Below are 14,209 nucleotides of genomic sequence, written 5' to 3' on the forward strand. Positions count from 1 at the left end.
GCCACCAGCGCCGTCGCCACCACGAACACGATCCACCGGAACCGCGAGCGCGCGGACGACCGCGCCATGCCGGCACCTCTGGACAAAGCCCCCTCCAACCCCGTTGACGTCCGCCGGACCCGCGGCACGGCAGGACGCGTGTCCACGCTCCTCCGGTCCCGACCGGAGGACTCGGGCAACGAATCCTCCGCGAACGACGGACCCCACGGAACAGGGCCGGTACACCTTGGCCGGATCCACCGAACCGCCGTGCCTCCAAACGGAACACCGGTCACAGCGTCCGGCTGTCACCGCCCGGACACTCCTGTCAGGGACATGTTCAATAACATGCCCGCAGGTATCCCTAAGCGGAGTCGTGGAACGGCCCGGCGCCCGCGACCCACTTGGCCGAAAACCGTACGGCCGGTCACCCCTTCGATCGGCCGGCCAGCCGATCAGGGCCTCGGTGGGCAGTCGGATGGTCCGCGCGGCGACCCGGGGACCGACGGCCGGGCAAGGGGGCGTAGGCGTTCAGGCCCGAGAGCGCCCCTGCTCCGCTCAGGCGGCCGGCGGTCCGGCCAGGACGCAGTCGCCGCACAGCGCGCCGGCCCGGTCGGGTGCGGCCCGGTAGATCAGGCAGCAGCTGCGGCGGCGGAAGCCGGTGCCGTCCGCGGCCACGGTGCCGGCCCCGCGCAGCGGCGGAACCGCCAGCAGGTGCCTGGTGAACTCCCTTTCCTCCAGGCCGAGTTCCGGCCGCGAGCGGGCGACGCCCGCGGCCGCGCCGTTGACCGCCGACGCGACGTTGCCCCAGCGGATCCGCGGTGAGACGGAGTAGGCGGCCACCGCTTCGCCCAGCTCCCGCACCGGCCCGTCCAGCACCTCTGCCACGAACCGCGCGGCGAGCTCGGCCCGGTCGGCGACGGGAACGGCGTCACGGGCGGGCAGCGACAGCGGGAACAGGCCGCCCGGTGTCGGCTGCCACCTCGCCTCCGGCAGCCCGTACCCGAGCAGCGCCCCGTCCAGGACGGCCACCGCGAACGCGGGTGAGAGCAGCCGCGCCACCAGCCCCAGGTGGGTCACCGAGGCCGCCACCCGCTGCTCGACCGCCTCGGGCGGACGGCCCCCCGCCGCCGCGAGGTGGTTCCGGGCGAAGGCCACCCGCTCCCCCAACACCGCTGGATCGTCGAGGAGTTCGGCCATCGGCCGCCACGGCACGGCGACTGCGCCGTCGTCATGGGTCTCATGGGCCCGGCGGGTCTCGTGGCTCCCCTCGGCCCCATGGGTCTCGTAGGCGAAGAACGGCCCGAGGGCCGCGACGCGCTGCGGCGTCGCGGCCCTCGGTCGGGTGTGCGTCACGCCGCGCCGACCGGCTCGGAGCCGGACTCGGCCGGGACCGCCGTGGCGGCCGCCGTACGGGCGTTGATCACTCGCTCGGCCATCGGTCCGAAGAGCAGGCCCAGCGCGGCCCACAGCAGCAGCTGCGCGGCCACCGAGTAGAAGCGGAACTCGAACAGGGTGTCCGCCGGGAAGCCCGGGTAGACGATGGCGCCCTTGTCGTCGGTCAGCGGCAGCGGCGTCTCGGTCGCGTGATGGCCGAACTGCTGGACGTTGTCGGCGAGTTCGCCGAGCGAGGGGAGCACCGCCATGACGATGCCGATCGCCGCCGCGAAGGCGCCGGCGGCGAGCAGGGTGGCGTTCCAGTTCCCGAACCGGGCCTGGAGGCGCTTGCCGAGCCAGACCGCCAGCACGAGGAACAGGAGCGAGCAGGCGACCATGGCCAGGTACAGGTTGCCGCGGTCGCGGATGGTGTCGGGGTGTCCGATGGCCGGCGGGTTGGCGGGGTACTTGACGAACGGCACGAGGTACAGGCCGAGGAACCCGCCCAGGGCCACCAGCATCGCCAGGTTGCGCGGGCGGAGCCTGCCGGTCCGGCCGAGGCACACGGTGTACGCCACCGCGAACAGCGCGCCCATCGCCGCACCGAACAGGATCATGCCGGCGCCGATGCCGACGTTGGCCTGGACGGTGCGGCTGAAGATGTCCGGTCCGCCCATGTCCATGGGCAGCCCGGCGGCCTTGTCCAGCAGGCCCTGCGCGTCGTCACGACCGCTCTCGTACTCGATCGCCGCGTTGATCTGCGGCTCGGCGAAGATCCGCGCGAAGACGAAGGCGAGCAGGCCGGCCACTGCGCCGGCGAGCACGCCGCGCAGGATGAGTTTCTTCTCCATGTCTGGTTGTTCGCTGCTTCCGCTCGTCAGTGGCAGGGGAAGCCGAGGAAGTGCCGCGAGTCGTGGACGAACTCGTGGATGTGCATGTCCTTGCCGAACACGGAGTAGGCACCCTGGTCGACGCCGATGAAGTAGTAGACGGCCAGCGCGAGGAACGCGGTGACGACGAGCCAGGCGACGGCCTTGGACGCCGGCACCACGACCGGGACGGGCAGGGCAGAGGGTCCGGGCATACTGGTGCTCACGGTGGAGCCTCCTTCGGGGATCGTGCGTCCCGCTCTTGTTGGGGCGAATCGTGATGGCGTCGTATCTGACTCGCGGGCCGTCCCGAAGGGCGATCCGCTCACAGTGGCGCGACCGTGCCGGAGTTCCACCGGCTTCCTTACGCCATCACTACATCCGGCAGAGTAGGCCTGCCCGCCGGGGCCGTCAATCGGCCTCGAAGCGCACGGTGGGCTCGAAGTTGGCGCGGCGGGCCGCTCGGCGGAAGACGGTCAGGACGGCGGGCCCGACGACGAGCACGGCGGTCAGGGTGGTGACGGCGCGGCCGGTGTCCCAGCCGAGCGACGTGGCGAGGTCGAACAGCAGGTAGCGGTGCCACTGCTCGGTGAAGGGCAGACCGGGGAGGTAGGCGATCGAACTGTTCGGGTCGGTGGAGAACGGCCAGAAGGACAGGTTGAGCAGGAAGCCGAACAGGTAGCCGGAGAAGGCCCCGTACACGGCCAGCACGGGCACCTCCACCCGGCGGCGCCGGGTCTTCGGCAGCAGGCCGGCGAGCATGCCGACGAAGGCGCAGCCGAACATCTGGTACGGCATCCAGGGACCGACTCCGCCGGTGAGCAGGGCGGAGGCGAACAGCGAGGTGCAGCCGAGGGTGAAGCCGAAGCCGGGGCCGAAGACGCGGCCGGCCAGGACGAGGATGAAGAAGACCGTCTCCACACCGGCCGTCCCGGCGCCGAGGGGTCGGAGCCCGGCGTTGACGGCGGACAGGACGCCGAGCATGGCGAGCGCCTTGGCGTCGATGCCGCCGGCCGAGATCTCTGCGATGACGACGGCGAGGACCAGGACGAGCAGGACGGCGAAGATCAGCGGCGGGGCGTAGTTGGAGCCGAACTTCCCGGGTGCGACGACGAACGGCCAGGTGAAGGCGACCAGGCCGATGAAGGCGGCCAGGGCGACGACGACGCGGGCCCGGCCGGGGATCCGTACGGCGGTCATCGCGCGGCCTCCGCCGGTTCGAGGGCCTCGGCGACCTGCCGGGGCGTCAGGTAGCCGAGTGGGGCGAGGATCTTGGCGGTCTGCGGGGCGAAGGTGGGCGAGGCGACGATGACCTGGGCGGTCGGCCCGTCGGCGACGATCTCGCCCTCGGCCATCACCACGACGCGGTCGGCGGCGGAGGCGACGAACTCGACGTCGTGGGTGGAGACGACGACCGTACGGCCTTCGGCGGCGAGCGCGTCCACGATGCCGGTGAGCGCCTCCTTGGCGTGGTAGTCGAGCCCCCGGGTGGGTTCGTCCAGCAGCACGACCCTTGGTGCGGCGGACAGTTGGATCGCCAGGACGAGGGCCAGCTTCTGCCCCTCGGAGAGGTCCCGGGGGTGGGTGTCGTCCGGGATCCCGGGGGCCAGGCGGTCCAGGATCTGCCGGGCGGTCGGCCCGTCGGCGCCCTCGGCTTCGGCATCGCTCTGGGCGAGTTCCCGGGCGACCGTCTCCAGGTACAGCAGGTCGGTGGGGGTCTGCGGGACGAGCCCGACCAGCTGCCGGGCCCTGGCCGCGGGCAGGCGCTTGGGGTCCTCGGCCTTCCCGCTCCCGGCACCGGTGACCTTCACGCTGCCGCCCTGGCGGGGCCCGGAGCCCTGGAGGGCCCACAGCAGCGAGGACTTGCCGGAGCCGTTGCGGCCCATCAGCGCCATGACCTCGCCCGCGCGCAGGTCCAGCCGGACGTCCCGGACGGCGGCCACAGGCCCGTACCGGACCACCACGCCCTTCGCCTCCAGCACCGGTTCCCCCGCCGCCGCTGCCCGGCGCGGCGGGGGAACCGGTACGTCCGTGAGCCGCTCCCGCAGCGGTGCGGCGGCGCGGCGGGCGTCCCGGACGGACAGCGGCAGCGGCCGCCATCCGGCCAGGCGGCCGAGGTCGACGACGGGCGGCGCGATCGCGGTGTCCCGGAAGACCTCGGCGGGCGGACCGTGCACGACCGTCCCGTCCCCCGGCAGGTAGGCGACGCGGTCGGCGTACTGGACGACGCGCTCCAAGCGGTGCTCGGCCAGCAGGACGGTCACCCCGAGGTCGTGGACCAGCCGGGTGATCGCGGCCAGCACCTCCTCGGCCGCCGTCGGGTCGAGCGCGGAGGTCGGCTCGTCCAGGACCAGCACGCGGGGGTGCGCGGTGAGGACTGATCCGATGGCGACGCGCTGCTGCTGGCCGCCGGAGAGCTCGTGCAGGGCGCGGTGGCGCAGCTCGGCCAGGCCGAGCAGGTCCAGGGTCTCCTCGACCCGCTTGCGCATGACCTCCGGGGGGATCGCCAACTGCTCCATGACGTAGGCGAGTTCCTCCTCCACCGTGTCGGTGGTGAAGCCGGCCGACGGGTCCTGTCCCACGACGCCGACCACGTCGGCGAGTTCTCTCGGCGGGTGGTGGGTGGTGTCCCGGCCGTCCACGGTGACCCGGCCTCGCAGGGTGCCGCCGGTGAAGTGCGGCACGAGGCCGTTGACGGCGCCGAGCAGGGTGGACTTGCCCGCCCCGGTACGGCCGACCACCAGGCAGAGCTCGCCCTCCGGGATGTGCAGGTCGACGTCGCGCAGGACGGGCGTGCTCTCGCCGTCGTACACCACGCCGACCCGGTCGAATCGGATCACGTGCTCACCTCGGAGGTCGTGCGGTCGGTGCGGGTCCGTACGGGCGGCTTCGGTGCGGCCGGTGCGGTCCGTTCGGACGTGCGGCCGGGCGGCGGCGAGACGATCCCGGCCGCGCCCGCCAGGAGCAGGGCGAGCACCGGGACGAGCGGCAGCGTCGGCCAGGTCAGCGGGTAGAGGGAGGGGTTGAGGTCGGTGGCGTCGTAGCCGACGGTGGCGAAGAGCAGCACGGCGGCGGCCACTCCGCAACCGGCCACGCCCCACTCCGCCGCCCGCCAGCGGTCCGGCCGGTAGGTGGTGCGCCGCACCCGGCGCCCGCCGAGCAGCAGACCCGCCACGCAGAGCACGGCACCCGCGAGGAAGGCGGGCAGGCCGAGCGCGGCCGGGGCCGTCCCGTCCAGCAGTCCGTACACCCCGGCGCACAGGCCGCACATGCCGAGCAGCATCAGCACCCCGGTGAGCCGGCGGGAGCGGCGCGAGGCGGTGCCGGAACGCCCGTAGCCGCGCGAGTCCATCGCGGCCGCGAGGCCCAGCGAACGCTCCAGCGCGTCCTCCAGGACCGGCACCACGATGCTGTGCAGGGCGCGGACGCCCTTGCGCCCCCCCGCACGCAACCTCCGTGCCCGGGCGACCCGTTGGACGCTCTGCACCAGCTGGGGCGCGACGCTGAGCGCCACCGTCACGGCGACGCCGAGCTCGTACAGGGCCCCGGGCAGGACGCGCAGGGACCGCTTGGGGTTGGCGAGGGTGTTCGCGGCGCCGATGCAGCAGATCAGACAGGCCAGCCGCAGCCCGTCGAAGGCCGCCGAGAGCGTGGCCTCCAGCGAGACCGGGCCGCCGATCCGGATCCCCGCGTACCAGTCGGGGGTGGGGATGTGCGGCAGGGAGAAGAGCAGGTGGTCGTGCGGGGTGATACCGGTGGCGAAGACGCATCGGAAGACCACCCGGATCGCCACCACCGTCAGCGCCAGCCACAGGTAGTAGCTGAACCCGCGGGCCCACGGGGCCTCGCTGCGGCGGGCGGTGACCACGTAGCCGAGCACGGCGAGGACGAGCAGGAGCAGCAAGGGGTTGGTGGTGCGGCTGGCCGCGGTCGCCAGGGCGAGCGCCCAGGCCCACCAGGCCAGCGGGTGGAGGTTGCGCGGGGCGCGCCGGCCCCCCGCACCCCGCCCGGCGGCACGCGGAGGGGAGCCGGGACCGCGGGTGTCGAACGTGCTCACCGGATCACTCGGCCCGTCGGCGACGGCGCCGTGCGGCCACGACCGTGGCCACGCCCAGCGCCACGACGAGGACCGACCCGAGTACGGCGGGAACCACCGAGCCGGAGTCGTGCGGGGCGTCGGCCACCGGGTCGGCGTCCACCACCCCGCCTGGCACGGCGGGCGCGGACGTCGCCCCGGCCGCGGCCACGGCCGTCTGCGGTGTCGGCCCGTCACTCGGGGTCTCGGTCGGCGGGGCGGTGGACACCTCGGCCGGAACCGGCGTGGGCTCGGGCGCGCCCGGCGGGGTGATGCCGTCCGCGGGGGTGTCGGCGGCACCCGTACCCGTACCCGCTCCCGGGGTCGCGGCGGGCGCGGGCGGACGGGCTCCGCCCGGCCGGGGTGCGGCCGGGGCCGGGGCACCCCCGGTCGAGCCGGAGCCGCCGCCACGCGTCGTACCGCTGCCGCCCGTCGTGCCCGATCCGCCCGCTGTACCGGATCCGCCCGCCGCTCCGCCGGAGCCGCCCGTCGTGCCCTGGCCCGGGTCGGCCGGCTGCCCGCCGGGACTGGGGTTGTGGGCCCGGACGCTGTCCGGCGGGAAGGTCGGACGCCCCTCGGTGCCCTCCACGTTGGTGCCGCCGTAGATCCACAGGTCGACGCTGCCGGGCTTCGGCTGGTAGAGCATCGCCCCGAGTTGGCTGTAGGACCATTCGTTCTGGCCCGGATCGGCGTGCCAGTACGACCAGTACGCGGTGGCCGGAGGTGTCAGGACGCACTTCTCCTGGTCCGGGGTCGGGAACTGCTTGCCGCCCTGGTAACCGCTGTAGCCGATCCGGCAGATGAAGGCCGGGCCGTCGTGGCCGGTGCCGGTGGTCTTCCAACCCCCTTGGTTCAGCAGGGTGTAGCCGGTGGTGGGCGTGGAGCCGCAGGAGCGCAGCAGCGGGCCGCCCCACTTGCTCAGGTCCACGGCGAGGACGACCCCGGAGGTCGGGGTGCACTGCTCCATCGGCAACGGCGCAGCGGCAGCCGGGACCGCGCCCACGGCGAGGCCGCCGAATGCCAGCGCCGAGGTCAGTGCCGCCGCCCCGGACAGCCGGGCGAGCCGCTGCCCGAGTCCCCGGCTCACCGGTGACGCCCCGGGGCGGCCGTCCGGCGGCGACGGGCGACGATGACGGCAGCGGCACCGAGCGCGGTCAGCGCACCGGCGGCCGCCGTCAGCGCCAGTGCCTGGGTTCCGGTGCTCGCGAGGTGGTCCGAACCGGTCTGCACCGGGACGCCTCCGGCCGCATCGGCACCGCCGGACGACGGGGCGTCGACACCACCGGACGACGGCGCGCCGGTGGTCGGGCCGGGCCCGGTCGTGGTGGGCGAGCCCGTCGGGGTCCCGGAGGACGTGGTCGTCAGGGTGGAGGTGCCGGTCGGGGTGGGCGTACCGGACGGAGTGGTGGAGGGAGTACCCGTCGGGGTGACCGTACTCGTCGGGGTCGGCGTGCCGGACGGAGTGGTGGACGGCGTCCCGGTCGGCGTCGGCGAGCCGCCGAGGTCGCGGGACAGCGTGCCGAAGGAGATGCCGGTGGCGCCGCCGAGCACCTGCGTGGACGCCCGGACGTCCGACCCCCGCTGCCCGGTGGAGGCGACGTTGAACCCGCCGTCACCGTTCTGCTGCCCGGCGAGGAAGTCGAGCGCCTTGGCGATCTGTCCGCCGTAGGCGGCCTTGCGCAGCGTCATCCCCTGGACGGCCAGCGCGGCCGAGTTGGTGGAGTTGCCGGCCGCGCCGGGGAAGCCGCCGTCGGGCAACTGCCGTGCGGCGAGCCAGCCGAGGCCCTTCTCGACCGCCTGGGCGGCCTCGTCCCCGGGGACCAGGGCGAGGGCCATGACGGCCATGGCCGTGCTGTCCACATCCGCGTCACCGGCGGCCGGGATCAGGCTCGGCCAGGACCCGTCCGGGTGCTGGAGGCTCCTCAGATAGCCGATCGCGGGAGCGGCACCGGTCGACTCTCCGGCCCGGAGCTGGGCCATGACGGCGAGCGCCTGGGAGAAGACCGAGGTGGCGTAGGTGTAGTTGCCCGGGGCGTCGCAGCCCGTGCTCGCGTCGGCCTTGGTGCACACCATCGCGGCGAGGGCGGCGATCAGGTCGTGGCCGCCGAAGTTCCGCGGGTTGCGGCCGACCGCCTCGGCGAGCAGCGCCTCCTTGCCGATGGACCCGCCGCCGGCGTACTCGGTGCCGATGGCGGTCCAGTCGTTGACGGTGCGCGCGCTCGCGTCCTTGCCCTGCTGGTCCAGGAAGTCGACGATCCTGCGCAGCGCGGCGTCGTCCGTACCGGTCGCGGCGAGGGCGTAGGCCCCGTCGATGGTCAGGCCGAAGTCGGCGAAGGCCGGGAACCCCTCGTAGTAGTGACCGTCCGTCAGGCGGGACGGGTCGGTGAGGTAGGCACTCCCCTTGGCGGCGTCCGGCTTCCTCCCGGCAGGCGGGGTCGGTGTGGCGGTGGGGCCGTCCGCGTCGTGCCGGGCGGTGGTGAGGTCGGCACCGGTCAGGGCCGGGATCGTCGGCCGGGCTGCCGCGCTCTCGGGGTGCCCCAGCAGGACCGTACCGCAGGCGGCGACCGCGACGGCACCGGCGACCACCAGCGAGGCGAGGTCCCGGTTTCTGTGACGTGTACGACTGCTGCTGACCCTCACGACGACTCCCTGGTCGGTCGACACGGGAGAAACGGCGCAGCCGACGGCCGCCCACGGGGAACACGGGACCGTCGAGACCACGTCGTAGTCCGCGACGACGCAAGTGCTGTGTGAACACACCCCCGGTCCAGGCATTCCGGCTCACCCACCCTCAGGTGGGTCCACGGTTGCGGGTCAGCGCCGGAGTTGGACCGGCTTCCCCTGAATGCCGAGGGCAAAAAATCGGTTCATCAGACCACGTTGACCGAAGCAGAGTCAATGAGGCGTCAGCGGTGGCCGAGCGGGAGGACCCGGGTGCGGCACCGGGGCTGACGCGCAGCGGTGGGGGGGTCACCGGTGCCCCGGCCCCTCCCGGGAGAGGAGCCGGGGCACCGGTCGGCGTCCGCGGTTCAGGACGCGGTTCAGGACGCGGTTCAGGGCGCGGTGATGCCCGGCTGGGCACCGGCGCCGAAGGACCAGCCCTCGACGTCGCCGGGTGCCGGGTTGTAGCTGCCCGCGCCCAGGTTGCTGTACGACCAGGGGCCGCCGTGCTGGGCGTGCCAGTACGACCAGTAGGCGCTGCCGGTCGGGTTGGTGCAGGTCGTCGGCAGGGCGTTGATCGTGCAGACGAAGCCCGGGAAGCGCGGGTGGAAGGAGTACGAGAAACCGGCCCCGGTCAGCGCGGCCAGGCCGCTGGCCGGGTCGCCGGGCGCACAGCCGGTCTGGACGCCGCCGCCGACGGCGGTGAAGTCGACCACGACGGTGACCCCGGTGGTGCCGGTGCAGGCGTCCGCCCGCGCCTGCGGGGCCTGGACGGCGGAGACGCCGAGCAGGCCGGCCGTGAGGGCCGCCGCAGCGGCGATCGACCCGAGCGTACGGCGGGCCGGGCGGGCACGGCGGGCCGGGCGGACCGCGGTGAAGGTGTCGGTCATCGGTGAAATCCTCCTGGAGTCAGGCTCGTTCAGCGCACGGCCGTGGGCGTGGCCGTGTCCCTGGCCGTGTCCGTGGCCGGGCAGGCGAGGGTAGGGGCGCCGGGGCGTGCACCGGCGGCGGACAGCGTGGCCAGCGGGGTGCCCGCGAGGCCGAGGACGGCCTGTGCCGTGGCCCGGGCGCCGTTGCCCGCGTTGAAACCGCTCGCGTCGTAGGCGACGGCGCCGCGGACCGCCTGGTCGGCGGAGCAGTCCTGCTGGAACTTGACCAGCCGGCTCCAGCCCTTGAACCCGGCGGCCAGGCGCCCGCCGGAGAACAGCGCCTGGGTGGCCAGGCCGGTGGTGTTGGCGTTGGAGGCGGTCGCCCCGGCGGCCGCGAACCCGCCGTCGCCGTTCTGGTGGGCGGTGAGCCAGCCGAGTCCCGTGTTCGCCTTGGCGGCGCGACCGGTGGCGGCGAGGGCCTGGACGGCGAGCGCGGTGGCGTCGGGGTCGCTGGTGCAGGCGGCCTGGCCGAAGGAGACCGGGAAGCCGCCGTCCGCGCACTGGCTGTTCGCCAGGAAGTCGACGGCCGCCGCCGGGGCGTCACCGGGCGTGCGGTGCAGGGCGATCAGGGCGAGGGACTGGCCGAAGGCGTTGCTGTAGTCGCCCCACTGGGAGCGGTCGGAGAAGCGGCCTCCGGCGGTCTGCAGCGAGCGCAGCCGGGCCGGCAGGTCGACGCCGCCGAAGGCCGTCGGGTCCCCGCCGCGGACCTCGACGGCGAGCAGCAGCTTGGCGGTCGCGCCCGCATAGGCCTCGGTGGTGCCATCGCCGAGGTAGCCGCTGATGACCTCGGGCTTCGCCAGCCAGGCGGTGGCCTTCGCGGCGGCGTCGTCGGAGCTGCGCGAGGCCGCGAAGGCCAGCACGGCGTCGATGGTCAGGCCCTGGTCGGGGTAGGCGGTCCCGTTGAAGACGGACTCGAAGTGGTCGCCGCCGACGAGCTGGCGGGCCAGCCAGCCGCCCGCGGCGGCGTCGGGGCGGAACGTCCCGGACGAGGTCGGGGCGGCGGGCGCGGCACTCGCGGCGGTGGCCGCCGGGAGCGCGGCGGCAAGGGCGAGGGCGGGTATCGCGAGCAGACCGAGGGTGCGGCGGAGCGCGGGCATGGAGACCTTTCCGGGCCCGCACACAGGGGCCCGGAGGGCCTCGGCGACGCACCGGGCAGCCCTCTGAGCTCCGGCCCGCAGACCACGACGGGAGGAGTGGACGACACACCTCCGCCGACGGGTACTCGGGCTCGCCACCGACGCGGAGTCGGAGGCCTACCGTTGCGGGTCAGCGCCGGACTCGAACCGGACTTCCCCCGAGGGCGGAGTCACAACTTGACGGCCCATCATGGCGATACGGAAAAGATCCGGTCAAGGGTTCGAGCGCGACACCACGGCGCCCGGCAGGCGTGAGGAGTGGCCCACGCGGCGCGCAGCGCCACCACGCGCAGCGGAGCGGCCGGCGGCCGGCGGACCGGTCAGGTGCCCGGGTGGGCGGCCGCCCAGCCGTGTTCGAGCAGCGCGAAGGCCTCGTCGGCGGCTCGGCGCGGGTCGGCGTGCCGCAGGACGAGGCTGCGGGCCTCCAGGGCGAAGCGGGCCAGGGCGGCGCAGCTGACGTCGTCCTCGGGCGCGCCCACCGCCTCGGCGACGGCCCTGGCCAGGGCCGCTTCGTGGCGCGTCCACATGCGCTGGGCGTAGTCGCACAGTGCGGGGGTCTCCTGCACCAGGCGCGTGAAGTCGGCGAACCGCGGGTCGGTGGCGTGGACGGCGAGCTGGGTCTGCTTCCGCAGCATGTGCTCGCGGAGGGCCCGGGGGATCGACGTGCCGGGGGCGCGGTCGCGCACGGCAGCGACGAGTTCTGCCTCCAGTTCGTCGTCCTGGTCGAAGACCAGGGCTTCCTTGCCGGAGAAGTGTTTGAACAGGGTGGTCACCGAGACGTCGGCGTGGTCGGCGACGTCCTTGACGCCGACCTGGTCGTAGCCGCGTTCGAGGAAGAGTTCGAGTGCGGCGTCGGCCAGGGACTGGCGGGTCTGGGCCTTCTTGCGCTCGCGGCGCCCGGTCGGTTCGGTCACCCGCCCACCGTACCGCGAAGTGCATTCGCTGCAAAAGTGTAGTCATTGCACTTATTGAGCGAGTGTGGTTTCTTGGTGATGCGCCGGGCCACCCGGCGACCGACCCACCTCCCGAGGGGCACTTCCATGCACTCTGCCCGTGATCCCCGCATCGCCATCGTCGGCGCCGGCCTCGGCGGCCTCACCTGCGCCCGAGTCCTCCAGCAGCACGGCCGCTCCGTCACCGTCCTCGAACGCGAGGCATCCGCCGCTTCCCGCCCGCAGGGCGGCTCCCTCGACATGCATCCCGGCACCGGGCAGGCCGCGCTCGGTGCGGCGGGGCTCCTCGACCGGTTCCACGCCCTCGCCCGCCCCGAAGGAGACGAGTGGCGCGTGCTCGACTTCGCCACCGCCACCCTCCTGGCACAGCAGGGGCCCTCCGCCGACGGCGGCCGACCGGAGATCGACCGAGGCCAGCTGCGCGGTCTGCTCCTGGACTCGCTCACCGAGGGCACGGTGCGGTGGGACCGTGCCGTCACCGGCGTCACCCCGCTGGCGGACGGCACCTGCCGGCTGCACTACGGCGACGGCACCGCCGAGGACTTCGACCTGGTGGTCGGTGCCGACGGCGCCTGGTCCCGGGTGCGCCCGGCCCTGTCACCCGCCGTACCCGCCTACACCGGCGTCACCTTCGTCGAGGCCGGATTCGACGACTGCGACACCCGCCATCCCGACCTCGCCCGGCTGGTCGGCAACGGATCGATGCTGGCGAAGGGCGCCGGACGGTCCTTGGTCGCCCAGCGCAACAGCAACGGCCACATCCGCGCCTACATCGCGCTCCGCGCGCCCGAGGACTGGCACGAGGCCGCCGGTGTCGACCTCGGCGACCAACGGGCCGTGCAGGAACATCTGTTGACGCTGTTCGACGACTGGGACGAGAGCCTGCGCTACCTCCTGCGCAACAGCGACCGCGGGTTCGTCCACCGGTCCCTGTTCGTCCTGCCCGCCGCGCACACCTGGGAGCACGTCCCCGGCGTCACACTGCTCGGCGACGCCGCGCACCTGATGCCACCCGTCGGGCTGGGCGCCAACCTCGCCATGCTCGACGGCGCCGACCTCGCCCACGCCCTCGCCGCCGAATCCGGCGTCGACGACGCCGTCCGCGCCTACGAGAACGTCATGCTGCCGCGCTCGATCGAGGCCGCGACGGGCAGCGCGCAGGGGCTCGACCACCTCGTCCCCGCGACGGCCTCCTGAAGCACCGTACGGTGGGGCGGCCGGGCGGCGCCGACTACGACGACGCTCCGCCCGTGGCCAGCGCGGTTCGCGCCAGACCGCGCAGCCAGGCGTGGGCCTGGTCGGTGTCGTAGCGCTGATGCCACGACAAGTACACCTTCGCCGAGGGTAGTTCGAGCGGGAGGGGGAGCACGACCAGGCCGAGGTCGGCGACCGCGGACCGGGTGGTGGCCTCGGGAACGGTGATCACGAGATCGGAGCCGCGCGCGAACCCCACCGCGGCCGCCTCCGTGGGCGCGGTCGCCACCACGCGGCGGGTGAGGCCGAGCCCGGCGAGGGCGTCGTCGAGGGCGTTGCCGAGGTTTCCGCGTCGCGAGACGGTGACGTGCTCGGCGGCGGCGTACCGCTCCGCGGTGACGGTCCCGCCACGGGTGAGGGGGTGCCCCCGCCTCACCACGACGACGAGACGGGACTCGCCCACGTTCTCGGCGCGGACGTCCGGTGCGCTCGGCCGGTTGGCGTTCGCCTCCAGGTCGACCTCGCCGCGCCGCAACTCCGGGGTGTCGACGCTCGATTCCGCGACGAAGCGCAAGCGCACGCCCGGCGCCTCTTCGCGCACGGCCGCGAGCAGTGCGGGGCCGCTCAGGGCGACCAGGGAGTCGTGCCAGCGGAGCGTGAAGGTGCGCTCCAGCGTTGCCAGATCGAGTTCACGGCTCGGTGCCAGCACGCCCTGAACCTGGTGCAACAGCTCGTGCACCTGAGCCCGCACCGCGATCGCGTACGGCGTCGGGGTCATCGTGCGGCCGGTGCGCACCAGGATCTGGTCCCCGGTCGTGCGCCGGATCCGGCCCAGACTCCGGCTCATCGCGGGGGCGGTGACATGCAGGCGCGCCGCCGCCCCGGCCACACTGCCCTCCTCCAGCAGCGCGTCGAGCGCGGCGAGCAGGTTCAGATCCAATTGCATGCGAGTCACTCTAGACGTGCTTGACATGCATTTGAAGTCAATCACCGGGCTGTCTACCGTTGAGGCGAAAGCGCAGGAAGCAAAGCGCAG

The 14,209-nt window shown here is 74.0% G+C and carries 13 protein-coding genes and 3 riboswitches; of the genes, 1 reads left to right on the plus strand and 12 read right to left on the minus strand.

The genetic code is table 11. The features are described 5' to 3' along the window. Positions 1-537 precede the first annotated feature (537 nt). The 11 genes from ACFY2K_RS16855 to ACFY2K_RS16905 form a co-directional block, all read right to left on the minus strand. Complete coding sequence (locus ACFY2K_RS16855; protein ID WP_387712035.1) at positions 538-1,335, minus strand: (2Fe-2S)-binding protein; 798 nt, start codon at positions 1,333-1,335, stop codon at positions 538-540. Then, positions 1,332-2,207 (minus strand): CbtA family protein, encoded by an 876-nt coding sequence (locus tag ACFY2K_RS16860; protein WP_380524498.1) that lies wholly within the window; start codon positions 2,205-2,207, stop codon positions 1,332-1,334. Before ACFY2K_RS16860 ends, ACFY2K_RS16855 begins: the two co-directional genes overlap by 4 nt. A gap of 26 nt (positions 2,208-2,233) precedes the next feature. After that, on the minus strand, positions 2,234-2,452 hold the full coding sequence (locus tag ACFY2K_RS16865; protein ID WP_380524497.1) for a CbtB-domain containing protein: 219 nt from the start codon (positions 2,450-2,452) through the stop codon (positions 2,234-2,236). A 37-nt stretch (positions 2,453-2,489) separates the two neighbouring features. Then, a riboswitch (cobalamin riboswitch) is annotated at positions 2,490-2,614 on the minus strand. A gap of 22 nt (positions 2,615-2,636) precedes the next feature. After that, entirely contained in the window at positions 2,637-3,425 is a 789-nt protein-coding gene (locus tag ACFY2K_RS16870; RefSeq protein WP_387712039.1) for an ECF transporter S component, read from the minus strand. Then, positions 3,422-5,065: an ABC transporter ATP-binding protein gene (locus ACFY2K_RS16875; protein WP_387712042.1), complete on the minus strand. Its 1,644-nt coding sequence runs from the start codon at positions 5,063-5,065 to the stop codon at positions 3,422-3,424. Before ACFY2K_RS16875 ends, ACFY2K_RS16870 begins: the two co-directional genes overlap by 4 nt. Next, complete coding sequence (locus tag ACFY2K_RS16880) at positions 5,062-6,282, minus strand: CbiQ family ECF transporter T component (RefSeq protein ID WP_387712045.1); 1,221 nt, start codon at positions 6,280-6,282, stop codon at positions 5,062-5,064. Before ACFY2K_RS16880 ends, ACFY2K_RS16875 begins: the two co-directional genes overlap by 4 nt. Positions 6,283-6,286: 4 nt before the next feature. Continuing rightward, a complete protein-coding gene (locus ACFY2K_RS16885) occupies positions 6,287-7,387 on the minus strand; it encodes a hypothetical protein (protein ID WP_387712048.1) in 1,101 nt (366 codons plus the stop codon). Beyond that, positions 7,384-8,940 carry a prenyltransferase/squalene oxidase repeat-containing protein gene (locus ACFY2K_RS16890; protein WP_387712051.1) on the minus strand — a complete coding sequence of 519 codons (1,557 nt, stop codon included), beginning with the start codon at positions 8,938-8,940 and terminating at the stop codon, positions 7,384-7,386. The genes ACFY2K_RS16885 and ACFY2K_RS16890 overlap by 4 nt, the downstream gene beginning before the upstream one ends. Before the next feature lie 108 nt (positions 8,941-9,048). Continuing rightward, positions 9,049-9,193, minus strand: a riboswitch (cobalamin riboswitch). A gap of 160 nt (positions 9,194-9,353) precedes the next feature. Next, positions 9,354-9,851 carry a flagellar hook-length control protein FliK gene (locus ACFY2K_RS16895; protein ID WP_380524491.1) on the minus strand — a complete coding sequence of 166 codons (498 nt, stop codon included), beginning with the start codon at positions 9,849-9,851 and terminating at the stop codon, positions 9,354-9,356. Positions 9,852-9,880: 29 nt separating this feature from the next. Next, positions 9,881-10,987: a peptidase gene (locus ACFY2K_RS16900; protein WP_387712054.1), complete on the minus strand. Its 1,107-nt coding sequence runs from the start codon at positions 10,985-10,987 to the stop codon at positions 9,881-9,883. A 98-nt stretch (positions 10,988-11,085) separates the two neighbouring features. Continuing rightward, positions 11,086-11,234: riboswitch (cobalamin riboswitch) on the minus strand. Positions 11,235-11,346: 112 nt separating this feature from the next. Next, positions 11,347-11,940, minus strand: a complete 594-nt coding sequence (locus ACFY2K_RS16905) for a TetR/AcrR family transcriptional regulator (protein WP_387712057.1) — start codon at positions 11,938-11,940, stop codon at positions 11,347-11,349. Positions 11,941-12,066: 126 nt separating this feature from the next. Here ACFY2K_RS16905 and ACFY2K_RS16910 point away from each other — a divergent pair, with 126 nt between their 5' ends. After that, positions 12,067-13,176: an FAD-dependent oxidoreductase gene (locus ACFY2K_RS16910; RefSeq protein WP_387712060.1), complete on the plus strand. Its 1,110-nt coding sequence runs from the start codon at positions 12,067-12,069 to the stop codon at positions 13,174-13,176. A gap of 34 nt (positions 13,177-13,210) precedes the next feature. Here ACFY2K_RS16910 and ACFY2K_RS16915 read toward each other — a convergent pair whose 3' ends face one another. After that, entirely contained in the window at positions 13,211-14,119 is a 909-nt protein-coding gene (locus tag ACFY2K_RS16915; RefSeq protein ID WP_387712063.1) for a LysR family transcriptional regulator, read from the minus strand. Positions 14,120-14,209 lie beyond the last annotated feature (90 nt).

It is taken from the genome of Kitasatospora sp. NPDC001309, assembly GCF_042896295.1.
Lineage (GTDB): Bacteria > Actinomycetota > Actinomycetes > Streptomycetales > Streptomycetaceae > Kitasatospora.

Excerpts from the sequence above, each read along its gene's own strand:
- ACFY2K_RS16895 (WP_380524491.1), bottom strand. The coding sequence starts at position 9,851 with ATGACCGACACCTTCACCGCGGTCCGCCCGGCCCGCCGTGCCCGCCCG.
- ACFY2K_RS16860 (WP_380524498.1), bottom strand. The coding sequence starts at position 2,207 with ATGGAGAAGAAACTCATCCTGCGCGGCGTGCTCGCCGGCGCAGTGGCC.
- ACFY2K_RS16910 (WP_387712060.1), top strand. The coding sequence starts at position 12,067 with ATGCACTCTGCCCGTGATCCCCGCATCGCCATCGTCGGCGCCGGCCTC.
- ACFY2K_RS16915 (WP_387712063.1), bottom strand. The coding sequence starts at position 14,119 with ATGCAATTGGATCTGAACCTGCTCGCCGCGCTCGACGCGCTGCTGGAG.
- ACFY2K_RS16900 (WP_387712054.1), bottom strand. The coding sequence starts at position 10,987 with ATGCCCGCGCTCCGCCGCACCCTCGGTCTGCTCGCGATACCCGCCCTC.
- ACFY2K_RS16870 (WP_387712039.1), bottom strand. The coding sequence starts at position 3,425 with ATGACCGCCGTACGGATCCCCGGCCGGGCCCGCGTCGTCGTCGCCCTG.